General features: G+C 68.4%; 19 protein-coding genes and 1 tRNA gene. 11 read left to right on the forward strand and 9 right to left on the reverse strand.

Annotation, left to right across the window (positions count from 1 at the left end; translation table 11 throughout):
• The first annotated feature begins 126 nt into the window (after positions 1–126).
• Together AC1M2K_RS09590 and AC1M2K_RS09595 are read left to right on the forward strand one after the other, a co-directional pair.
• Positions 127–1,014, forward strand: a complete 888-nt coding sequence (locus AC1M2K_RS09590; protein WP_480240826.1) for an aminoglycoside phosphotransferase family protein — start codon at positions 127–129, stop codon at positions 1,012–1,014.
• 9 nt (positions 1,015–1,023) lie between these two features.
• On the forward strand, positions 1,024–1,509 hold the full coding sequence (locus AC1M2K_RS09595; protein ID WP_480240827.1) for a YbaK/EbsC family protein: 486 nt from the start codon (positions 1,024–1,026) through the stop codon (positions 1,507–1,509).
• A 94-nt stretch (positions 1,510–1,603) separates the two neighbouring features.
• On the opposite strand, the gene galK is transcribed toward AC1M2K_RS09595, so the two are convergent.
• Positions 1,604–2,764 (reverse strand): galactokinase, encoded by a 1,161-nt coding sequence (gene galK, locus AC1M2K_RS09600; RefSeq protein WP_480240828.1) that lies wholly within the window; start codon positions 2,762–2,764, stop codon positions 1,604–1,606.
• A complete protein-coding gene (gene galT / locus AC1M2K_RS09605) occupies positions 2,761–3,882 on the reverse strand; it encodes a galactose-1-phosphate uridylyltransferase (RefSeq protein WP_480240829.1) in 1,122 nt (373 codons plus the stop codon). The genes galK and galT overlap by 4 nt, the downstream gene beginning before the upstream one ends.
• Before the next feature lie 165 nt (positions 3,883–4,047).
• Here galT and AC1M2K_RS09610 point away from each other — a divergent pair, with 165 nt between their 5' ends.
• The gene (locus AC1M2K_RS09610; protein WP_480240830.1) at positions 4,048–4,794 is read left to right on the forward strand and encodes a DeoR/GlpR family DNA-binding transcription regulator; all 747 of its coding nucleotides are present in this window, start codon (positions 4,048–4,050) and stop codon (positions 4,792–4,794) included.
• Positions 4,795–4,805: 11 nt separating this feature from the next.
• On the opposite strand, the gene AC1M2K_RS09615 is transcribed toward AC1M2K_RS09610, so the two are convergent.
• The gene (locus AC1M2K_RS09615; protein ID WP_480237323.1) at positions 4,806–5,009 is read right to left on the reverse strand and encodes a dodecin family protein; all 204 of its coding nucleotides are present in this window, start codon (positions 5,007–5,009) and stop codon (positions 4,806–4,808) included.
• Between the two features lie 124 nt (positions 5,010–5,133).
• Here AC1M2K_RS09615 and AC1M2K_RS09620 point away from each other — a divergent pair, with 124 nt between their 5' ends.
• The gene (locus AC1M2K_RS09620) at positions 5,134–6,063 is read left to right on the forward strand and encodes an aldose 1-epimerase family protein (RefSeq protein ID WP_480240831.1); all 930 of its coding nucleotides are present in this window, start codon (positions 5,134–5,136) and stop codon (positions 6,061–6,063) included.
• Between the two features lie 13 nt (positions 6,064–6,076).
• On the opposite strand, the gene AC1M2K_RS09625 is transcribed toward AC1M2K_RS09620, so the two are convergent.
• From AC1M2K_RS09625 to AC1M2K_RS09635, 3 genes are all read right to left on the reverse strand, one after another.
• Positions 6,077–6,577: an FBP domain-containing protein gene (locus tag AC1M2K_RS09625; protein ID WP_480240832.1), complete on the reverse strand. Its 501-nt coding sequence runs from the start codon at positions 6,575–6,577 to the stop codon at positions 6,077–6,079.
• A gap of 238 nt (positions 6,578–6,815) precedes the next feature.
• Complete coding sequence (locus tag AC1M2K_RS09630) at positions 6,816–7,982, reverse strand: methyltransferase (protein WP_480240833.1); 1,167 nt, start codon at positions 7,980–7,982, stop codon at positions 6,816–6,818.
• Positions 7,983–8,118: 136 nt separating this feature from the next.
• A complete protein-coding gene (locus AC1M2K_RS09635; protein WP_480240834.1) occupies positions 8,119–9,630 on the reverse strand; it encodes an HNH endonuclease signature motif containing protein in 1,512 nt (503 codons plus the stop codon).
• 367 nt (positions 9,631–9,997) lie between these two features.
• Between AC1M2K_RS09635 and AC1M2K_RS09640 the strand changes: the two genes are divergently transcribed.
• From AC1M2K_RS09640 to AC1M2K_RS09650, 3 genes are read left to right on the forward strand one after another with little or no spacing between them, the layout of a single operon-like run.
• Positions 9,998–10,738: a hypothetical protein gene (locus AC1M2K_RS09640; protein WP_480240835.1), complete on the forward strand. Its 741-nt coding sequence runs from the start codon at positions 9,998–10,000 to the stop codon at positions 10,736–10,738.
• Entirely contained in the window at positions 10,735–12,303 is a 1,569-nt protein-coding gene (locus AC1M2K_RS09645; RefSeq protein WP_480240836.1) for a DNA polymerase Y family protein, read from the forward strand. Before AC1M2K_RS09640 ends, AC1M2K_RS09645 begins: the two co-directional genes overlap by 4 nt.
• A gap of 36 nt (positions 12,304–12,339) precedes the next feature.
• Positions 12,340–15,792, forward strand: coding sequence for an error-prone DNA polymerase (locus AC1M2K_RS09650; RefSeq protein ID WP_480240837.1), 3,453 nt, complete (start codon positions 12,340–12,342; stop codon positions 15,790–15,792).
• Here the strand turns inward: AC1M2K_RS09650 and AC1M2K_RS09655 are convergent.
• Positions 15,706–16,659: an EamA family transporter gene (locus AC1M2K_RS09655; protein ID WP_480240838.1), complete on the reverse strand. Its 954-nt coding sequence runs from the start codon at positions 16,657–16,659 to the stop codon at positions 15,706–15,708. The two genes, AC1M2K_RS09650 and AC1M2K_RS09655, sit on opposite strands and share 87 nt — an antisense overlap.
• Before the next feature lie 88 nt (positions 16,660–16,747).
• Here AC1M2K_RS09655 and AC1M2K_RS09660 point away from each other — a divergent pair, with 88 nt between their 5' ends.
• Positions 16,748–16,906 (forward strand): hypothetical protein, encoded by a 159-nt coding sequence (locus AC1M2K_RS09660; RefSeq protein ID WP_480237314.1) that lies wholly within the window; start codon positions 16,748–16,750, stop codon positions 16,904–16,906.
• 187 nt (positions 16,907–17,093) lie between these two features.
• Here AC1M2K_RS09660 and AC1M2K_RS09665 read toward each other — a convergent pair whose 3' ends face one another.
• Positions 17,094–17,480, reverse strand: a complete 387-nt coding sequence (locus tag AC1M2K_RS09665; protein ID WP_480240839.1) for a DUF2255 family protein — start codon at positions 17,478–17,480, stop codon at positions 17,094–17,096.
• Between the two features lie 114 nt (positions 17,481–17,594).
• Positions 17,595–17,667, reverse strand: a tRNA-Lys gene (locus AC1M2K_RS09670).
• A gap of 102 nt (positions 17,668–17,769) precedes the next feature.
• Between AC1M2K_RS09670 and AC1M2K_RS09675 the strand changes: the two genes are divergently transcribed.
• The 3 genes from AC1M2K_RS09675 to AC1M2K_RS09685 all read left to right on the forward strand — a co-directional run bounded on the left by AC1M2K_RS09675 (position 17,770) and on the right by AC1M2K_RS09685 (position 20,879).
• Entirely contained in the window at positions 17,770–18,399 is a 630-nt protein-coding gene (locus tag AC1M2K_RS09675; RefSeq protein ID WP_480237307.1) for a DNA-directed RNA polymerase subunit beta, read from the forward strand.
• 28 nt (positions 18,400–18,427) lie between these two features.
• Entirely contained in the window at positions 18,428–20,038 is a 1,611-nt protein-coding gene (locus AC1M2K_RS09680) for a phosphatase PAP2 family protein (protein ID WP_480240840.1), read from the forward strand.
• 397 nt (positions 20,039–20,435) lie between these two features.
• On the forward strand, positions 20,436–20,879 hold the full coding sequence (locus AC1M2K_RS09685) for a cupredoxin domain-containing protein (protein WP_480240841.1): 444 nt from the start codon (positions 20,436–20,438) through the stop codon (positions 20,877–20,879).
• Positions 20,880–20,938 lie beyond the last annotated feature (59 nt).

The following is a 20,938-nucleotide window of genomic DNA, read 5'->3' on the forward strand; positions in this document are numbered from 1 at the left end:
GAGAGATGGATGCAGCCGCATTTTTTCCCCTCTTCGGAAACCCTGCGGCAGGGCGTCGGGTGTTTGCCGCCCCCCCTTTTTCCCCCCCCCCACTACTGCGTTCTCGGCGATCGTTAGGCTCTGATCATGGGCGACATCGAGGTTCCGGCGTCGTTCCTCGCCATGCCGCGGTGGTGGGGCGAGGGAGCGGAGTGGCTCGCGTCCCTGCCTGCTGCGGTCGCCGAGCGCTGCGACGCCTGGGGTCTCGTCGTCGACGGCGAACCGCTGCACGGCTCGAACGCGCTCGTCGTGCCAGTGCTCCGGGGAACCGAGCGGCTGGTGCTGCGCCTGTCGCCGCCGGATGCCGCCTTCGCGGCCGAGAGGGACGCCCTGGCGTTCTGGGCGGGCCGCGGCACCGTGATGCTCGTGGGCGACGACGATTCCGGTGCCCTGTTGCTCGAACGACTCGACACGACGGGCACGCTCGCCGACGAACCGCTCGAGGTGGCCATGGACCAACTCGGGCGCGCGATGCGCCGACTCGCGGTTGCCGCACCGGCGTCAGCCCCGTCCACCGCCGACATCGTGTTGTCCCGCCTGCCCGAACTCGAGCCGCAGTGGGAGCAACTCGGCCGCCCGTTCGACCGTGCTCTTCTCGACGCGGCGGTCGCGGCCGGGCGCCCGCTGCAACACACGGCGACCCCGGACACCGCCGTGAACGGCGACCTGCACGCCGACCAGGTGCTCCGTGGCAGCCGTGAGCCGTGGCTCGTCGTCGATCCGCTGCTGCTGCGAGGCGACATCGAGTACGACATCGCCCGCGCGCTGTGGACGCGTGTCGATGAGATGGGCGACCCGCCGGAGATCCTCGACTGCTTCTCCCGGATGGTCCGCGCGGCCGGACTGGACCACCACCGCGCCAGGGCCTGGGCGCTGTATCGCACCGTCGATTACTGGCTCTGGGCGCTGAACGCCGGGCTCACCATCGATCCTGAGCGCTGCCGCCGCGTGGCTGGAGCGCTCACGCGTGGGTAGGATTCCGGCATGACAGACAGCCGTGCCGGCCACCCGACCGTCGACCGTGTGGTCGCCGAGCTCAGGGCAGGGGGAGCCGGCGGCGACGTGCGCTGGTTCGACGATGCGACACCCACGGCCGTGCACGCTGCTGCGGCGCTCGGGGTCGAGGTCGGAGCCATCGCCAACTCGCTCATCTTCACGCTCGACGGCGAACCCGTCCTCGTCCTGACCTCGGGCGCGCACCGCGTCGACACGGCCTGGCTGGGCGCGCAGCTCGGCGGACGGCTCAGGCGGGCGGATGCCGTGACGGTCCGGTCAGCGACCGGCCAGGTGATCGGGGGAGTCGCGCCGGTCGGACATCCGGCCCCTGTGCGGACCTTCATCGACACGGCGCTCGCCGCGTACCCGGAGGTGTGGGCAGCGGCGGGGCATCCGCACACCGTGTTCCCGACCACGTTCGACGAACTCGTCCGGCTGACCGGAGGAACGCCGACAGCGGTCGAGCCGGGCTAGCGGCGCTCGCTCAACAGGAGCAGCCCTGTGAAAAGCGGCGTTTCGTCCTGTTGCGTGTGCGTGAGGCGCGTTTTTCTCTGTTGAACGTCGGCGACTAGTCGACGCGGGACGCGCCGTCCGCCGCCGTGACGGTGAACAGTTCGGGCTCGCGGAACCCGTGCGCGGCGAAGGCCGCTGTGACGGCATCGGACACGGCCTGCAGGTCGGCGACCCGGACGAGCGCGATCGCCGCGCCTCCGAAGCCGCCGCCGGTCATCCGCGCGCCGACAGCGCCGGCGGCATTGGCGGAGTCGACGGCCACGTCGAGTTCGGCCACCGAGATCTCGAAGTCGTCCCGCATGGAGACGTGCGAGGCGGTGAGCAGCTCGCCGATCGCCTCGGGTCCCTCAGTACGCAGCGTGCGAACCGTGTCGAGCACGCGCTGGTTCTCGGTGAGGATGTGACGAACCCGTCGCAGGGTCTCCGTGTCGAGAACTTCCGCTGCGTGCTCGAGGTCGTCGAGGTCGAGGTCGCGGAGGGACGATACGCCCATCTCGCGCGCCCCGCGCTCGCAGGATGCCCGACGGTCGGCATACCCGCCGGTCGCGTGCGCGTGGGAAACCCTCGTGTTGATGATGAGGAGCACAAGGCCTGCCGCCTCGAATCCAAGCGGGATGACCTCGGCATCGAGGCTGCGGCAGTCGAGGAACACCGCTGCGTCTTTCTGGCCGAGCAGGGATGCCGACTGGTCCATGATGCCTGTCGGCGCGCCGACAGCCTTGTTCTCGGCGAGCTGGCCGACGCGTGCCAGGGTCTCGCGACTGAGGTCGAGGCCCCAGACCTCGGTGAGCGCGACGGACACGGCGCACTCGATCGCTGCTGACGACGACAGGCCTGCGCCGATCGGCACGGCCGAATCGATGTGCGCGTCGAACCCGGACACCGCGGAGAGGTCGGCGCCGAACTCGCCGAGGGCCCAGACCACGCCGAGCGGATAGGCCGACCAGCCGGAGAGGGCCGCCGGGGTGACGTCATCGAGTGCGATCCGGACGATGTCGTCGGTGTACGCCGTCGTCACCTGGATGATGCGGTCCTCCCGTGCAGCGAGTGCCACGACGGTCGACCGGTCAATAGCGAACGGGAAGACGAAGCCGTCGTTGTAGTCGGTGTGCTCACCGATGAGGTTGACGCGGCCCGGGGCGCGCCAGACTCCCTCGGGCTCGCGGGCGAACCGCTCCACGAAGCCCGCTCGTGCCCGGTTGCTCAGCTCGCTCATACGGGGTTCTCCTTGTCGGCGCGGGCAATGGCGTCGCGCACCCGTTCCGCGGTCTGCTCAGGCGGGATGTCGCCGATCCAGGCGCCCATGGCCGCTTCGGAACCGGCCAGGTACTTCAGTTTGTCGGCGGCGCGGCGCGGTGACGTGAGCTGAAGCATGAGCCGGATCTCGTCGCGGCCCGTCGCGACCGGGGCCTGGTGCCACGCGGCGATGTACGGGGTCTGGGTCTCGTACAGGGCGTCGATGCCGCGGAGCAGCCGCAGGTAGAGCACCGCGAGTTCGTCGCGCTCTTCGTCCGTGGTGCCGTCGAAGTCGGGCACGTGGCGGTGGGGGAGCATGTGCACCTCGATCGGCCACCTGGCCGCGAAAGGCACGAACGCGGTCCAGTGCTCGCCGCGCAGGACCACCCGGTCGCCGGCCTGCTCGCTGGCGAGGATGTCGGCGAACAGTGTCGGTCCGTAGTTCTCGACGGATGCGAGCAGGCGCTGCGTGCGCGGGGTGACGTACGGGTAGGAGTAGATCTGGCCGTGCGGGTGCAGAAGTGTCACGCCGATCTCGACGCCCCTGTTCTCGAATGGGAACACCTGCTGGATCCCGGGCAGGGCCGAGAGCGCAGCGGTGCGCGATGCCCAGGCCTCGATGACGGTCCGCGCGCGGGAACGGCTGAGCGATCCGAATGATCCTTCGTGCTCAGGGCTGAAGCACACCACCTCACAGCGGCCCACCGACGTGCGGGTGCGACCGATACCGATCTCGGCGAGGTCGTCGAGCCCGAGAGGAGCGTTGTCGTCCTCGAGCAGGGGGCCGAACGACGGGGAGCGGTTCTCGAACACGGCGACGTCGTAGTTGCTCGGCACCTCCGACGGGTTCGTGGGGGTCTGGGGTGCGAGCGGGTCGAGGTGCGCCGGGGGCAGGAACGCACGGCCCTGGCGGGCTGACGCGATCGAGATCCACTCGCCGGTGAGGGAATCCTGGCGCATGGATGCCGTCGGCGGCCGGTCCGGAAGGTCTCGTGTGTCCGCTGACCGTTCCGGGCCGAGCGTCGTGTCAGCATCGTCGAAGTAGATGATCTCGCGACCGTCGGCGAGGACGTCCGTCTGTGAGGTGATGCTGGACATCTGGCGGCGGCCTTTCGAGCGGATGCTTTCAAATACGTAAGCATTCTAAGCATCCGTTTCACTGTTGACAAGCAAACGAAAGTAAATGAAGATTGCCGCATGGTGACGATGCGGCATGCGCCCGAAGGTGGAGACGCCGTTCCCGCCCCGGTTCGGCGGAGGCGAATGGCCGACCTCATCGCCGGCCGTGGGTTCGTCCGGGTGTCGGAACTCGCCGATGTCTTCGCGGTGAGTGAGGTCACCGTTCGGAGTGACCTGGCCGCACTCGACGACGACGGCGCGTTGCTCCGGGTGCACGGGGGAGCCATGCCCCGCGACGGGCGTCAACGAGAGTCGAGCTTCGAGGAATCGCTCGAGTCATCAGCGCAGGCCAAGCAGGCGATCGGGCGGCTGGCCGCCTCTCTCGTCAGTTCCGGTCAGAGCATCCTCCTCGATGTCGGCACGACGACCCTCGCCGTCGCGCAGGCGCTCAAGGAGCGGACGGACCTCGAAGACCTCGTCATCATCACCAACGGTCTCAACATCGCGCTGGAACTCGAATCCGAGATCCCGCGGTTCACCGTCATCGTGACCGGCGGCGCTCTGCGCCCGCTTCAGCATTCCCTCGTTCAGCCACTCGCGCGCGCCGTGCTCGACCAGGTGCACGCCGACCTGGCCATCCTCGGCTGCAACGGCGTTGACGTCGTCGGCGGCGTGACCAACATCAACCTGCCCGAGGCCGAGGTGAAACAGCTGATGGTTGCTGCGGCCGAGCGGATCGTCGTCGTCGCAGACGCGTCGAAGCTCGGCCGGGTGAGTCTCGGCACGATCGCTCCGCTCGACCGGGTCGACCTACTCGTGACCAGCGACGGTGCGAACCCGGCGCTGGTCGCCGATATCTCGGCGGCCGGCGTCGAGGTTCTCACGGCCTGAGCTGAAGGCCGTCATTCAAGGACGAACGTCACCTCCAGCGCAACCTGCCAGGCAACGATCTTGCCGTCCTGCACTTCGACCTTCTGGTCCTTGACCCACGCGCCGGACACGTGGCGCAGCGTCTCGTTCGCTCTGGCGACGCCGGCGGCGACGGCGTCGTCGAAACTGGTGTCGGACCGGGCGCTGATGGTGGTGATACGGGCAACGGAACTCATTTTTCCTCCTTGGATCGTCGGGTTTTTCCGATTCTGCTCCCGTGGACACAATTCGGATAGCCGTCGCCTCTGTGCGGGGAGGCGACTACGCTCGGGGAGGAAAACGTCACGAGGAGCCAGACCCATGAATGCAGTCACCGGCGAACAGTTCGACCTGAGCCTGGAGACGTCGTCAGGCGGCATCGTCCAGGCGACGATCACGCAGGTGGCTGCAGGCATCCGCCGTCTGAGCGTGCACGGGATCGACATCGTCCCGCCGTACGACGCCGGGCGGAAGCGCCCATGGGGCAGCGGGATCATCCTCGTGCCCTGGCCCAACCGCATCCGCGACGGACGCTGGTCGCTCGACGGCGAGACCCAGCAGCTCGCCATCACCGAACCGGCGAAGAACAACGCCATCCACGGCCTGCTGCGCTTCAGCCCGTACTCGGTCGCCGCGCGCACCGAGTCGACGCTGCGGCTCGAGGCGAAGGTGTTCCCGCAGAACGGTTACCCGTTCCTGCTCGATACCGCTGTCACCTACCGGCTCGTCGACGCCGGCGTCGAGGTCACCCACACGATCACGAACCAGTCGGATGCCGCAGCTCCTGTCGCTATCGGTGCTCACCCGTTCTTCACCATCGGTGACGTCGAACCGGAGGACCTCACCGTCACCGTGAACGTCAGCACGTATTTCGAGGTGGACGAGCGGCTGCTGCCGACGGCCGAATTCCCCGTCGATGGCACTCCGTTCGACCTGCGGGGCGGCGTGCTCCTGGCCGACCTGGCCCTCGACGCCGGTTTCGGTGGCGCCGTCATGCACGACGGTGTGTCAGAACACTCGGTGTCGGCTCCGGACGGCCGAACCGTGACCGTCTGGGGCGACGAGAACTTCCCGTATTGGCAGGTGTTCACCACCGATCAGTACCCGGGCCAGTCGAAGGCGGTGGCCATCGAGCCGATGACCGCGCCGACGGATGCCTTCAACTCCGGCCCGGACCTGAAATGGCTCGCCCCTGGCGAGACCTGGGAGGCCAGCTGGGGCGTTCGGGCAGACGGGTTCGCGCCGGTCTAGGCGCCGATCACGCTCAGGGCAGATCCGCCCCGATGCTCACGTCGTCCACGAAGCGCCGCACCCGCTCCTGCAGTCCCGCGACCTGCTTCTCCCTGGCGGCGTGCACGTCGAAGCCGAGGTAGGCCACGGCAGGGAGCTTTCGAGCGTTGACGGAGCAACCGAAACCGGCGCACACAAGCGTGCCGATCGTGTTGCCTTTGCGACCGGCCGCGCCCGCGCGTTTGACGCCGTAGAACACGACGTCATCGGTCAGGGTGATGTCCTGACACCAGGAGCACAGCACCCGCGCCCGAGGAAGCGCTTCGGCCTGCTGGAGCAGGATTCCCGTCACGGTATCGCCCTGCCGGAGGACGACGTAGGCGCGTCGGGGAAACTTCCGGTCGCGCCAGCCGAGGAAGTCGAGCCGCTCCCAGTCGAGGGCGTCGAGATCTGACGGGAGGGTGAGGTCGCCGACCTCCCTCCTGGATGCGTTGATGAAGGATGAACGGATGCCTTTTTCGGTGAGGGGAAGCATGTCCTGGGTCTCTGATCGTCGGCCGTGGCGGCCGGAAAGCCGGTGGGCCGGCATGGTGATGGTCGGGCCCGTTCCGCCGGTGCAGCTGTGCTGACCGGGAGTCGGGCGCGCGCCCCGCGAGTGTGCGAAGCAGATCAGTGGGGAGGGCTACCTCGTGCCGGCGAGAATGACGCCGGCAACCTCCTGACGCCCTGCGGGCGGGTTGTGGACGGACTGCATCACACAAGTTTAGCTGCGGCTATGCGGTGCTTGCGGCGAGCCGCCAGAGCGACGTGACCTCTGCGGCCCTGGCGGTGTGCAGCGGGTCGGAGCGGTCGGCGGCGCGGGCGTGGGTCGGGCGGGTGTCCATCCGGGCGATCACGACGAGCCCGGCGTCCTCGATGGCGTCGAGCAGGTCACCGCGCGAGCGCAGGCCGAGCCGTTCAGCGATGTCGGAGATGATGAGCCAGCCTTCGCCGCCAGGAGTGAGATGGTCGGCGAGGCCGGTGAGGAAACCGGCGAGCATGCGTCCGTCTTCGTCGTAGACGGCGTGGTCCGTCGCGGTCTTCGGCGTCGAGGGGATCCACGGCGGGTTGCAGGCCACGATGTCCGCACGGCCGTCGGGGAAGAGATCGGCCGCCACGATGGTCACCGCTTCGCTGAAGCCGAGCCTGTCGATGTTCTCCGTCGCGCAGGCGATCGCCCGCCGGTCCAGGTCGGTGGCGACGATACGACGGATGCCCCTGGCCGCAAGGATCGCCGAGAGCACGCCTGTGCCTGTGCCGATGTCGAATGCGCTCGCCGCTGACGGTGGAAGCGGCGCTGTGGCCACGAGGTCGAGGTATTCGCCCCGGACCGGCGCGAAGACGCCATAGTGCGGGTGGATCCGAGCGCCGAGTGCCGGGATCTCGACCCCGGTGGCGCGCCATTCCTCGGCTCCGATCACGCCGAGCAGTTCCCTGAGCGAGACGACGGAGTCCTCGGCGGTGTCCGCCCAGGCGTGGGAGGTGGCGAGGCGGATGTCCGGCGCCCGGCGCAGCGGGAGGGTGCCGTCAGAAGAGACCGGGACGAGGAGCATCCCGAGGATCGTCGCCCGGCGGAGTGCCTCGTCGCGAGACCGGAAGAACGCGGCGGTGATGTCGTCGTTCCTGGGGGCACGTGCTTCGCCCAGCCGCCTGCCCATGGCGCTGAGCAGTTGCCTGGCGTTGTGGAAGTCGCCCGTCCAGAGAATCGCTGTTCCTGTCGACGCGAGCCGGAAGGCGGTCGCTGCCGTCATCGTGTCGTCGCCCGGCACGACCGTGGCCGGGGGAGACCACCCGCTTTCGGAGCGCCAGAGGGCCGATCGGGGCGCACCGTCCGCGATCCAGGCGATCCGCGCGGGCTCGACGATTCTGGCCGTTCCTGGGGCGTTCGTCCTCTCGGACATCTGTCTGCTTCCCGGGCATCTCTGCCGATTCGCGATCGGCTTTCAGTATCGCATTCTTCCGGCGTCCGCCCACGAGCCGGCTGTGCGTGGAGCTGCCTGGTTCGGATGCTTCGCGTTGAGGCGATCAGCGCCCTGGTCAGTGGAAGTAGGGTTTCCGCTTCAGCCAGTCGGGAAAGGTGACGACCGGCCTCCCGTCGACCATGGTGACAGAGAAGACGCCGGTGTCGATCATCCGGTGGTGGAACCAGCAGAAGAGCACGCCGTTGTCGGTGTGGGTCGGCCCACCGTCGGAGTACTCGATGATGTGGTGGGCCTCGCACGCGGACGCGGGGATGGTGCACCCGGGGATACCGCAGGTGGGTCCGTCACGGGCGATCATTCCGAGGCGTTGGGTGCGGTCGAACAGCCGGTTCTCGGTGCCGAGGGCGATTAGGGCTCCGTCGGGATCGATGATCGCGGGGAGGATGCTGCTGTCGCAGAGGATCTGCCTGATCGTGGAGTAGGGGACCGGGTCTGGCTCTCCGACGATCTTGCCGGTGCCTTTTTCGTTCTTGAGGACTTCGGCGGTGACCGTGACGACGACGGTGGGTGCTGCGCCTGAGACGGTGGGGGCGTCGGTGGAGCGTGCGAGTGAGTCGATCATCGCGGCGAACACGTCGGCGCGGATCTGCCCTGGGGTGCGGGTCTCCGGAGGGATGCTTGCGGGGTGGGCGGGGGCGCCCTCGCTGGTCGTGCTGCTCTCGGGGTCGTCGGTGGCCTGGGCAGACTCGCCGGGCTCACTTGTCGTGGTCGCGGGCTCGACGTCCGTGTGATCGTCGCCGGGGTTCGAGGGGTCGCCGGTCAGGTAGCGGGAGGCCGTGCGGGGGCTGAGGACGGCGGTGAACAGGGTGCGGAGTTTCGCGCCGACGTCGACGGTGACCTGCCCGCCGAACCGGACCAGCCCGTTGGTCGTGGTGTTCGAGACCCAGAAGTCGCGGTTCTGGAACGCTTTCTCGGCTCGTGGCTCGATGCCGTCCTGGTCGAGTCGGTCGCGCCATTGTCTCGCCTGAACGGCGATCAGGTCCGGTGGCAGCGGCAGGCCGATGTCGGTTCCACTGCCGGTCGCCTGCCCGACCAGGACCTCCTCGGCGACGGCGAGCTGTTCGACGTCGGCCCGTGGGGCCGCGGTGGTGAGTTCCTTGCTGATCACGTCAGCGGTCTCGATGCCGATCAGCCCGGCCCGGAACGCGTCACCCACCGCCGGGAACAGTGGCGGCAGTGGGAGTCCGGCGTCCGTCGCCCGTGGTGAGGTGCGGGAGCCGACCCGGATCAACCGCAGCGCTGTCGATGCTGACACCCCGGCGACCAGTTCGACCAGGTGTGAGGGCCGGGAGAAGTTCAACCGGGCGGCGAGCCCTGCGCTGCCGCGGACAGGATCCGACCGCACCGCAACCTCGTTTGCCGCCGCAACCAGGATCGCCTCGATTCCACGCCCGAGTGCTGCGGTCTTCGACAACACGCTCAGCACGCCGTCGCCGGTCAGCCGGTCGAGGTGGTCGAGATCGAGCGTTTCGATCACCTCGGCGAGCTGTTCTCCCAACCGGTCAAGCGCCAACTCTTCGGCCGGCACATCCGATGCCGGAACGAGAACGTCGACCGAAGCAGTCACAACTCAGGGTCACCACCGAGAGGGTGTCTACCAGCCAGCCACACGGTCGAACCCGACAGCGCTAACACTGCCGGATCGAGGCTGGCGGCTGGTCTGTTCATGGCTCTATTCCACCACCGACCACTGACAGTGAACCGCGGCCGAGCGAACCTCGCCGCAGGCCGGTATCGAGCAGTTGATCAGCACTTTCATGCCCTAAGTGAATCACCCACCACTGACACTGATGCGGTAGTCCGACGCCTCCGGGCGAGCCTGTGGCAACACGTCTGACTCTGTCTGACGCTGTCTGGATCCGGGTGGAAATCGCGACTCTCCCGGGCGGTTGCACCCGATTGACTTAATCGAACATGTGTTCGACTATTAACGCATGACCCTGTCCGCAGCTCCCGCCCGTCCGCCGGTATTCGCCGGTGCGCCGGCAACAGCGGCGAGCCAGGTCGCCGAGCTGCAGGCACGGATCCGGGGGATGCAACGCACCCGGATAGATTCGCACGGGCTGCCGACATCGCCGGGGGTCGCCGAGCTGCTGCCCGGTGGTGCGCTCCGCGCAGGGGCCGCCTATTCGGTGCACTCCTCGACGAGCCTGGCACTTGCCCTCCTCGCAGGGCCCAGCGCCGCTGGAGCGTGGTGCGGGGTGGTCGGGATGCCGTCGCTCGGCGTCGAAGCGGCCGCTGCAGCCGGTATCGATCTCGATCGGCTCGTGCTCGTCCCAGACCCTGGGGCGCAGTGGCTGCAGGTCACCGCAGCGCTGGCCGATGTCGTCACCGTCGTGCTCGCGCGTCCTCCGTCCTCCCTCACCTCCGCCGAGGTGGCGAGGCTGGGGTCCCGGCTGCGTCAGCGGGGATCCACCCTGATCGCGCTCGGCGACTGGCCGCAGAGCGAGGCTACGCTGCGGGTCTCTGAGGATCGCTGGATGGGACTCGGCTCAGGTCACGGCTACCTGGCCGCCAGGCAGGTGACAGTGTCGGTGACGGGGCGGACCCTCACAGGCAAACCGCGCCGCAAGCAGTTGTGGCTGCCGGACGCCGAGCAGTCGATCCGCCCGGCAGGCCTGGCCGGAGTGCCCGTCGTCCTGCCCGACCGATACGACGAGGCGGCCGTGTCATGACGGCCGCCCCGGTACGGACCATGCTCATCTGGTGCCCTGACTGGCCGACGAACGCAGCGGCGGCGGAACTCGGCTGTGCACCAGGTGCCCCGCTCGCCCTGATCGAGCGCGGCGAAGTGTTCGCCTGCTCGCCCACCGCCCGGGACGAGGGAGTTCGGCGTGGGCTCCGCGTGCGTGAGGCGCAATCGCGCTGCCCCGACCTGATCGCGCTGCCATACGACCCGGTGCTCGACCACCGGGTGTTCGAACCGATCGTCGCCGCTGTCGAAGAGATCGTGCCTGGGGTCCAGCTCTCCCGGCCAGGAACCTGTGTGATGCGGGCACGGGGTCCCAGCCGCTACTACGGTGGGGAACGCCAGGCAGCGCAGGCACTCCTCGACACCCTCGCCGGCCTCGGCGTTCCCGGTGCCAGGGTCGGCATCGCCGACGGCCCGTTCGCCGCTGAGCAGGCCGCGAAGCTCGCGTCATCGAGCGAGGCGGATGCCATCCGTCTCGTCCCCGTCGGCCGCTCGCCCGAATTCCTCGCCTCGTTCCCCGTCGAACTCCTCGAACGCCCCGAGCTGGCCGCCCTGCTGCGCCGGCTCGGCATCCGCACCCTCGGCGACTTCGCCGCGCTCGAACAGATGCAGGTGCGTGACCGGTTCGGACCGGACGGCGTGCTCGCCCACCGGGTGGCGTCCGGCTTCGACCCGAGCGACGTCGACGCCCGCGTCCCGCCGGCCGACCACTCGAGCGTCGTCGAGTTCGAACCCGCGCTCGACCGGGTCGACCAGGTGGCCTTCGCTTTCCGCACGGCGGCGGAGGAATTCGTGGCCAGGCTGCAGGCGTCATCGCTCGTCGCGACGGCTATCCGGATCGAGGTGTCGACGGAGGGAGGCGATTCCCGGTCGCGTACCTGGCTGCATCCGCGGTGGTTCACGGCCGGAGACGTTCTCGACCGCGTGCGCTGGCAGGTGCAGGGGGCGGGGTTGGCAGAGAGCGGTCTGGGCAGCGCCATCACGAAGCTCAGGGTGGAGCCGGAGAGTGTCGACCCCGCTGGCAACCACGAGAACGGACTGTACGGGGGAGCGAGCGACGAACGCATCCACTCGGGGCTCTCGCGGGTGCAGGGCATGGTCGGGCACGCCGGAGTGCTCACCGCGCGCATCTCCGGCGGGCGCCAGCCGTCCGATCGCCGGGTTCTCGTACCGTGGGGCGACCTGCCGCCTGGTGGCGAAGCATCCGTTCGTGCGTCCCAGGCGCTGCCGTGGCCTGGCCGGTTGCCAGGACCACCACCGGCGACCGTGTTTCCCGAGAGGCAACGCGTGCTGGTCAACGCCGCAGGAGGGGCAGAGGTCGACGTCGACGAGCGCGGGGAACTCTCGGCAGCGCCTGCGCTGTTCGCCGCACCGGGGGGAGCACAGGGAGCGGTCAGCGCATGGGCCGGCCCGTGGCCGGTCACCGAACGCTGGTGGGACGCAGGGGGCAGGCGGCTGAACCGGTTCCAGCTCGTCGACGAAACCGGGGGAGCCTGGCTGCTCGTCCTCGACGACTCCGGCTGGTGGGCGGAGGCCCGCTATGACTGAGCGCATGTTGCGACGATCGACGACGGGGGTGCGCTGATGGGCTGGCACAACCCGCCGGTGCCGTGGTCCGAGTTCGAACGCGCCCTCTCCGATGCCAGCCGTCCCGGCTCCCCTCCACCAGGGGCAGACGGCGGTGACAGCCCCGCCTGGTCGCGCAAACGGAACGCCTATGTGCCCGAGGTGCCGACAGCGGAACCCGTCGACGCGAGCGTTCCGTACGTCGAACTCCACGCCCACTCCAACTTCAGCTTCCTCGACGGTGCTTCAGGGCCAGAGAAGCTCGTCGAAGAGGCGGTGCGGCTGGGGCTCGACGGCATCGCCCTCACCGATCACGACGGGCTGTACGGCATCGTCCGGATGGCAGAAGCGGCCGAGGCATACCCGGGGCTCCGCACCATCTTCGGCGCTGAACTCTCCCTCGGGCTCAGCAAACCGCAGAACGGTGAACCGGACCCCGAAGGCACCCACCTCGTGGTGCTCGCCAGGCGGGAGGAGGGCTACCACCGGCTGGCCGGTGCCATCACCGCCGCCCAGCTGGCGCTCGGAGCCGAGAAGGGCAGGCCTTGCTACGACATTGCCGACCTCGCCTCCGCAGCAGACGGAACCTGGCTGGTGCTCAGCGGATGCCGCAAAGGCGCGGTCCGGACGGCGCTCGCCGCCGAGGGAGCGGCTGGGGCGCGGCGGGAACTCGCCGAGCTCGTCCGGCTGTTCGGCGACGGCAACGTCGTCGTCGAACTCTTCGACCACGGCAACCCGGAGGACACCACCTCCAACGACACCCTCGCTGCCGTCGCCGCCGATCTCGGCCTCCCCGTCGTCGCCACGACAGGAGCGCACTACGCGACGCCGGCGCAGCATCCGCTCGCCTCTGCGCTCGCCGCCGTCCGTGCGCGCCGCAGCCTGGACGAGCTCGACGGCTGGTTGCCGGCATCCGGTGGTGCTCACCTCCGCAGCGGCGCCGAGATGGCCCGCCGGTTCGCTCGCTACCCGGGAGCCGTCGCGCGCACCGTCGAGATCGCCGACGAACTGGCCTTCCGGCTGCGGAGCGTCAAACCGGGGCTCCCGCTCCAGGAAGTGCCAGAAGGGCACACGCCGATGAGCTGGCTGCGTGAACTCACCTGGCAGGGGGCGGCGAGACGATACCCCGATGCCGACAGCTCCGTCACCGAGAGGATCGAACGCGAACTCGAGGTGATCGAGCAGAAGGACTTCCCCGGCTACTTCCTCATCGTGCACGAGATCGTGCAGTTCGCCCGCAGCCGGGGCATCCTCTGCCAGGGCAGGGGGTCTGCAGCCAACTCGGCCGTCTGCTACCTGCTCGACATCACCGCAGTGGACTCGATCGCCTACGGGCTCCCGTTCGAGCGGTTCCTCTCGAGCATGCGCGACGAAGAGCCGGACATCGACGTCGACTTCGACTCCGACCGGCGCGAGGAAGTGATCCAGCACGTCTACGAGAGATACGGAAGGTTCAACGCCGCCCAGGTGGCGAACGTGATCACCTACAGGCCCAAATTCGCCGTCCGTGACATGGCCAAGGCGCTCGGGCACAGCCCTGGGCAGCAGGACGCCTGGTCGAAGCAGGTCGAACGCTGGGGCGCCCTCACCTCGAGCGACGACCATGACATCCCCCAACCGGTCGTGGACCTGGCGCAGCAGGTGCTCAGTTTCCCGCGCCATCTCGGCATCCACTCCGGCGGGATGGTGCTCACCGACCGGCCGGTGGGTGAAGTATGCCCGATCGAGCATGGGCGCATGGATGGGAGGACGGTCCTGCAATGGGACAAGGACGACTGCGCCTGGATGGGCCTGGTCAAGTTCGACCTGCTCGGTCTCGGCATGCTCGCCGCCCTGCAGTACTCCTTCGACCTCGCCGCGGAGCACTGCGGTGAGCGGTGGGACCTCCAGTCCATGCCCAAGGAGGAACAGGCTGTGTACGACCAGCTCTGCCGGGCAGACACCGTCGGGGTGTTCCAGGTCGAGAGCCGCGCGCAGATGGGGATGCTGCCCCGGTTGCAGCCGCGGTGCTTCTACGACCTCGTGATCCAGATCGCCATGGTCCGCCCTGGGCCGATCCAGGGCGGTGCTGTGCACCCGTACATCAGGAGGCGCACCGGTGGAGAGCCGGTCACCTACCTGCACCCGGACCTCGAACCGGTGCTCAAGCGCACGCTCGGTGTTCCCCTGTTTCAGGAGCAGCTCATGCAGATGGCCATGGTGGTCGGCGGCTGCACCGGTGAGGACGCCGACCTGCTGCGCCGGGCGATGGGGTCGAAACGCGGGCAGGAGAAGATCGAATCGCTCAAGGCGAAGCTCTACGCGGGGATGGCCGGGAACGGCATCACCGGCGACGACGCAGACACGATCTACATGAAGATCCAGGCCTTCGCGAACTTCGGTTTCGCCGAGAGCCACTCGATCAGTTTCGCCCTGCTCGTCTACGCGAGCGCGTGGATGCGGCTGCACTACCCGGCGGCGTTCCTGGCCGCCTTGCTGCGGGCCCAGCCGATGGGGTTCTATTCGCCTCAGTCCCTCGTCGCGGATGCCACGCGGCACGGTGTCGAGACGTTGCGCCCGGACATCCTGCTCTCGGGGGCGGAGGCGCGGCTGGAGCCCCTCGCTGCCCCATCTGTCGATCGAGCAGCTCGCGAAGCGAGCGTATCGAGATCCCCTCGCGCTGGTGCAACAGGCCTCGACGCCTGCCTCGCCACCCCGCAGCCGCCGGTCGAAGCATACGACCGCTCTGCGCCGTTCGACCCGGCAGTCCACCGTCGGGACGGTCACCATGCCGTGCGGCTCGGCCTCGCCGGGGTCTCATCGATCGGCGCGCGCAAGGCGGAGCAGATCGTCGCCGAGCGCGAGCGCGGAGGTGACTACCGTGACATGCGCGACCTCGCCAGGCGGGTCGGGCTCACGTCCGCCCAGCTCGAGGCGTTGTCGGCGGCAGGGGCGTTCGACACATTCGGGATCTCGAGGCGAGGGGCGCTCTGGGACTCGGAGCAGGCATCCCAGGAACGACCGGATCAGCTGCAGGGCACCCACATCACCGTGCAACCGCCCCTGTTCGCCATGCTCACCGGTGAGGAACAGGTGGTCAACGACCTCTGGTCGACCGGGATCACTCCAGACGATCATCCGATCAGGTATGTCCGCGATGCACTGGCCGAGCGTGGGGTGAAGAGCGCAGAGCAGCTTCAGACCACGGAGTCAGGGCGCCGGGTCGAGGTCGGCGGCGTCGTCACGCACCGGCAGCGTCCGGCGACCGCGAGCGGCATCACGTTCATGAACCTGGAGGATGAGACCGGACTCGTCAACGTGATCTGCAGTGTCGGGGTGTGGGGCCGCTATCGGCGGACGGCACGGGAGGCGCCGGCGATGATCGTCCGCGGCATCCTGGAGCGGTCACCGGAGGGAATCGTCAACCTTCTCGCCGACCGGCTCGAGCCCCTCACCCTCAGCGCCCGCACCCGGTCGAGAGACTTCCAGTGATCGACGTGCCTTCACCTCGCGGCGGATCACCGCGGTAGCGAGCCCGGCCAGCATGACCGCGCCGCCGAGGATCTCGCTGAAGGTCGGCACCTCACCCTGCACGATCCACGCGGCGGCGATGCCGATCACCGGCACGAGCAGGGTGAACGGCACGACAGCGCTGGTGGGGTATTTGGCCATCAGCGTGTTCCAGATTCCGTAGCCGATGAGCGACGCAGCGACCGCCGTGTACAGCGTGCTGAGGATCGCCACGAGCGACAGATTCGACAGCGCGCCGAACACGGTGTCCGGGCCGTCGAGCACGAGGGCGAGCGCGAAGCTCGGGATCGGGACGACGAGAGCGGACCACACCACGAGGGAGAGTCCGGATGCCGCCTTCGCACGGCGGCTGAGCACGTTGCCGATCGCCCAGGACAGTGCGGCGCCGAGCGTGATCACGAGCGGCACCCACGGCGCCGTGACGCTGTGGCCGACGACAACGATGCCGAGGCCGACTGTCCCGACGAGAACGCCGATGAGCTGGCGGCGGCTGGGTCGCTCGCCGAGGAAACCAGCCGAGATGACGATGGTCAGGATCACCTGCGTCTGCAGCAGCAGCGAGGCGAGACCGGCGGGCATGCCGAGGTGAAGCGCCAGGTAGAGCAGGCAGAACTGGCCGAGGCTGAGGAACGTTCCGATGTAGAGGATGTTCCGCCAGCCGATGGCGGGAGGTCGGAGGAAGAACACGGCCGGGATGGCGACGAGGACGAACCGCATGGCGACGAACACGAGCGGAGGCACACCGGCGAGACCCTCGTCGATGACGACGAAGTTGAGGCCCCAGATCAGGGCCACGAGGAGCGCGAGGAGGCTGTGTCGAAGTGTCACCGTTCAACTGTGGCACAGGGCCGATGCCATCCGGTCCGAAGCGTGGCGGGCGACGCCCTGGCGAGCAGATCTTCGCTAGACTTGCCGCATGGCTTTCGTCCTCTCCTTCGCGCTGTTCATCGTCGGCATGTTCCTCTTCGGCTTCGCGTTCACGATCGACAGCTTCCAGGCGATCGTCTTCTTCGCCGGGATCATCGCGATCAGCCTGTCGTTCGGCATCCCCGCGCACGTCCTCGCCAAGCGCTAGGACGCTTGCGGCACGAGCCTGCCCGCTGATCGAGCTTGTCGAGATCAAGGACGAACGGGATCGGTCGCCCGGCGGCATTCGTTCGTAAAGCGCAAACGGCGACTGTACCCGCCTCAAAGCGTGCTTGAGCGACCAACGAACCGGATTCGTCGCCGAGCGGCATCCGTTCTGGTCACGCGATCCGACGCTAGGACGCCTCAGGCTCGAGCCTGATCGTCGTCGCGACCGTCTGCGGCCCGACGACCGTGCCGACGATGGCGGGACCGTGCCTGTCGTACTTGGCGTGGTACGCCGCGTCGATGTACGGATGGACGGATGCGTCGGCCTCGGCGAAGACGACATCCTTCTCAATGCCGCCTGCCAGGATCCGGCCGGTGCCACTGGCTTTCGCACGGACGAACCACGGGTTGTCCGACCCATACGCCGACCGGACATAGAGGTCGTCGCCCACGCGGACGACCCAGATGATCACGAACGGGCGCAGCGTGCCGTCCTCGCGCGTCGATGCGATCCTGAGTTCTTCGGCGTCTCCGATGCGAGACAGTTCGTCGCTGGTCCAGGTGGTCGTTGTCATCGTCGTCTCCCTTTACCTACTCTTCAACTCAGGAGACGGCAGGCTATTCCTCGTCGCGTCCAGAGTTGCTCTCGGAAAAGGCGGGCTTCCCGTGTCTGTCCGGGAGGAGAAGGGTGGGCCCCGCCGGGCTCGAACCGGCGACCCGCGGATTAAAAGTCCGATGCTCTACCAACTGAGCTAGAGGCCCCAACACAGTTAATCTACCGGTTCCCGCTGGGAGCTGTGACCACACCGATCCAGCCGGTGCGGAGTACCGTTAATCGTTGACTGACGCGAGAGGGGGAGGTTCATGGCCGAGGACTTCCACAAGCCCACCAAGTTCCCCAGCAAGATCATCGAATCGTTCCAGGGTGGGATCGACCCGGCAGAGTCGAGCCGTATCGCCCACGAGACGGCGATGGCCCTGCTCGCCCGCGTGCGCCAGGACCCCGATCCGGACGTCGTCGACCGGCTGATCGCCTACACGGACGAACATGGGATCGACACGATCGCCGAACTGTGGTCGCACGCGACCCCGCGGAGCCTTCCCGGTGCGCTGTGGCGGATCTACCTCCTCCGGCTGATGATCCGCGAGGACCCCCACGAGTCGAGTTTCCTGTTCCAGCGGGGGAGCGAGATCATCGGAACCATCGACCCCGTCGTCGCCGGAGCATCCGTGCCCACAGGACCGGACGAGATCATCGTCCTCGCCGACCAGATCCTTCGCGGGCTGTTCGAGGGGGACTTCGCCGTTGCGCTCGAGCGTGCAGCGGCATTCTGCCGGGTGTCCGCCGCAGGCAGCGCCAGTGTCGCCGACGACGCGGATGCCGCAGAGCCCACCCGGTCCGCTGAACTCACCACGAGGGCGCTCCGGCTGTCGACGCTCGCCCAGGACCTCACGAGCTGCGCCCGGCTCTGGCGGCACGAGTCGCTCGACTGACCCTCTCGCCGGTCAGTACTGTTGGCAGATGAGCCCGAGCCACCTGGCGCACCCCCTTCTGCTTTTGCGCCGCGCCGCGCTCCTGCCCGCATGGGTTCGACGGATGGATGCCGCCGCCGGCCGCCGGATCAACGCGCGCCAGGCGCATCCGCTGGTCGATCGTGGATTCGTCAGGCTCTCCCGTTTCGCCGATCGCGGTGTGCTCTGGTTCACCGCGGCCGCTGTCCTCGTCGTCCTCACCCGTCACCGCGCGGCGATTCGCGGACTCGCCTCGCTGACCGTGGCCAGCGCGCTCGCCAACCTCGTCGGCAAAGAGCTCTTCGGCGGCGATCGTCCGTTGCTGAAGGACATTCCCGTCGGGCGCCGCCTGGCGAAGCATCCGGAGTCTCCCTCGTTCCCTTCCGGGCATTCGGCCAGCGCTGCCGCATTCGCAACCGGAGTCGCCCTCGAGTCTCCGCGAATCGGCGGGGCCATCGCCCCCGTGGCGGGTGCGGTCGCCTGGTCACGACTGCACACGGGAGCCCACTGGCTCTCTGACGTGCTCGGCGGCGTCGCGATCGGCACCGGGGTCGCCGTCCTCGGTAAAGTGCTCGTGCCCGCTCCGTCGCGGCATCCAGAACGGCACGGCGGGACCGAGGTGAGCCTGCCGCCGTCGCCGACAGGGGAGGGTGTGTTCCTCGTTCTCAACCCGTCATCCGGTCGGGCGGTGCTCACCCGCCCGGACGCGAAACCGATCCTCACCCGGCTGCTCCCCGATGCCCGAATCCACCTCCTGGCCGATGGCGACAGCGTGACGGACATCGTCCTGGCGGCGCTCGCCGAGGACCCGTCGCCGGGAACCCTCGGCGTCTGCGGTGGAGACGGCACCGTCGCGGCAGTGGCACAGCTCGCCAGGGACGCCGACCTGCCGCTCCTCGTCGTCCCAGGCGGCACGTTCAATCACTTCGCCCGCACTGCCGGTATCGAATCGATCGAGGATGCCGTCGCCGCGCTGGCAGCCGGTAACGGCCTCGTCGTCGACATCGGCGAACTGCGTCTCGGCACCGGCGAGCCGGAGACCGTGCTCAACGCGGCGTCCGTCGGTCTGTACCCGGACTTCGTCGCCGAGCGGGAGGAGCGGCAGGGCGTCCTCGGCAAGTGGATTGCGGGGATCGTGTCGGCGGTGCGGGTGCTCCGGCATGCCGACCCCGTCGACCTGGTGATCGACGGCAGACCCATCAGGGCCTGGTCGTTGTTCGTGGGAATCAACCGCAACCACGCAGTGATTCCCGCTCCGCTGCAGCGCAAACGGCTCGACGACGGAGTGCTCGACATCCGCATCCTGCACGCGCGCAGCCGCGCGCACGCCGTCGCCGCACTGTCATTCGGCCGCCGGATCAGCGGCATCCTCACCCGGTTGCGGATTCTCCCCGGCTCCTCGGTCGTCGAATCGTTCACGACGCCCGACCTTGTCGTCGCCGTGCTGCCCCGCGACGGGCAGGCCCCCGGTTTCGCGCACGACGGTGAAGTCCAGCGCGAGGTCGGAGACGGTGGGATGCCGCGCGGCGGCTACCTCTCCACGGTGCGCATCGTCGAGGGCGGGCTCCGAATCTACGCACGGCCGAGTCCGCCGGCCAGGGCTAAGTCACGCCGACGATGACCGCTCCCGTAGTCAAGAATGTTCGCGGAGCGAGAACAGGGAACATCCGCGCCGATGAATTGTTACACTGATTCAGGCCGGGCCGCATAACCCCGGGCTCCAATTTTTGCCGCCGCGAGCGGCCTTCCGCCGAGAGGCGTTTTGCGGCCCGGCTCCTTTCATTTAACGGCCTGTTCCGGCATCCGACCGCCGCGCCGCTCACTCGGCCGGTCCGGCGCTGAGCAGTCCCAAACGGTCGTTCCTCGAGCGCTTCAGCCGAGTTACGGGCCCAGTCGATCGCACGAACCGCCCTTCGGGCCCGATCGGTCCGCCCGCCGCTCTTCGGTCCGAGTCTGATAGTTCGCTGAAATCCGGGACCAGGGGCAAACCGCTCCGCTGACGGCACCGAACCGTTGTCATGACCTCACAGATCCGGCTCCTCACCCGCCTGGCCCCCGCAGTCCTCGCGCTGTCGCTCGGCGCACTCAGCCTCACCGGCTGCGCGATGGGCGAGCCCGCATCGCCCGAGTCGAGCTCATCCACCAGCACTGAAAAGGCTGTGGAGGGCGACGTCACCCTGGTGAGCCTGAACTTCATGCCGGAGACCCTTACGGTCTCGGTCGGAGATACCGTCACCTGGGTCAACGGAGAGTCGATCACCCACACCATCACGAGTGGGACCTTCTCCGACGTCGATGAAACCACCGGTCTTCGCGGAAGCGAAGCGGCCGATGGAGTCTTCGACGAAAAGCTCGGCGAGAAGGGTGGCACGTTCACGTACACCTTCGAGACCGCCGGGACCTTCCAGTACTTCTGCGACATCCACGACGGCATGAACGCCACCGTGGTCGTCGAAGAATGATCGCCACACCAGGCGATCGACCAACCACCCCCGTCACATCCGCCCACCCGGGCACATCA

Source organism: Mycetocola sp. Y171, assembly GCF_056713165.1.

What these genes read in the sequence shown, in the direction of transcription:
- AC1M2K_RS09590 (WP_480240826.1), top strand. Translation starts at nt 127, where the DNA reads ATGGGCGACATCGAGGTTCCGGCGTCGTTCCTCGCCATGCCGCGGTGG.
- AC1M2K_RS09595 (WP_480240827.1), top strand. Translation starts at nt 1,024, where the DNA reads ATGACAGACAGCCGTGCCGGCCACCCGACCGTCGACCGTGTGGTCGCC.
- galK (WP_480240828.1), bottom strand. Translation starts at nt 2,764, where the DNA reads ATGAGCGAGCTGAGCAACCGGGCACGAGCGGGCTTCGTGGAGCGGTTC.
- galT (WP_480240829.1), bottom strand. Translation starts at nt 3,882, where the DNA reads ATGTCCAGCATCACCTCACAGACGGACGTCCTCGCCGACGGTCGCGAG.
- AC1M2K_RS09610 (WP_480240830.1), top strand. Translation starts at nt 4,048, where the DNA reads ATGGCCGACCTCATCGCCGGCCGTGGGTTCGTCCGGGTGTCGGAACTC.
- AC1M2K_RS09615 (WP_480237323.1), bottom strand. Translation starts at nt 5,009, where the DNA reads ATGAGTTCCGTTGCCCGTATCACCACCATCAGCGCCCGGTCCGACACC.
- AC1M2K_RS09620 (WP_480240831.1), top strand. Translation starts at nt 5,134, where the DNA reads ATGAATGCAGTCACCGGCGAACAGTTCGACCTGAGCCTGGAGACGTCG.
- AC1M2K_RS09625 (WP_480240832.1), bottom strand. Translation starts at nt 6,577, where the DNA reads ATGCTTCCCCTCACCGAAAAAGGCATCCGTTCATCCTTCATCAACGCA.
- AC1M2K_RS09630 (WP_480240833.1), bottom strand. Translation starts at nt 7,982, where the DNA reads ATGTCCGAGAGGACGAACGCCCCAGGAACGGCCAGAATCGTCGAGCCC.
- AC1M2K_RS09640 (WP_480240835.1), top strand. Translation starts at nt 9,998, where the DNA reads ATGACCCTGTCCGCAGCTCCCGCCCGTCCGCCGGTATTCGCCGGTGCG.
- AC1M2K_RS09645 (WP_480240836.1), top strand. Translation starts at nt 10,735, where the DNA reads ATGACGGCCGCCCCGGTACGGACCATGCTCATCTGGTGCCCTGACTGG.
- AC1M2K_RS09650 (WP_480240837.1), top strand. Translation starts at nt 12,340, where the DNA reads ATGGGCTGGCACAACCCGCCGGTGCCGTGGTCCGAGTTCGAACGCGCC.
- AC1M2K_RS09660 (WP_480237314.1), top strand. Translation starts at nt 16,748, where the DNA reads ATGGCTTTCGTCCTCTCCTTCGCGCTGTTCATCGTCGGCATGTTCCTC.
- AC1M2K_RS09665 (WP_480240839.1), bottom strand. Translation starts at nt 17,480, where the DNA reads ATGACAACGACCACCTGGACCAGCGACGAACTGTCTCGCATCGGAGAC.
- AC1M2K_RS09675 (WP_480237307.1), top strand. Translation starts at nt 17,770, where the DNA reads ATGGCCGAGGACTTCCACAAGCCCACCAAGTTCCCCAGCAAGATCATC.
- AC1M2K_RS09680 (WP_480240840.1), top strand. Translation starts at nt 18,428, where the DNA reads ATGAGCCCGAGCCACCTGGCGCACCCCCTTCTGCTTTTGCGCCGCGCC.
- AC1M2K_RS09685 (WP_480240841.1), top strand. Translation starts at nt 20,436, where the DNA reads ATGACCTCACAGATCCGGCTCCTCACCCGCCTGGCCCCCGCAGTCCTC.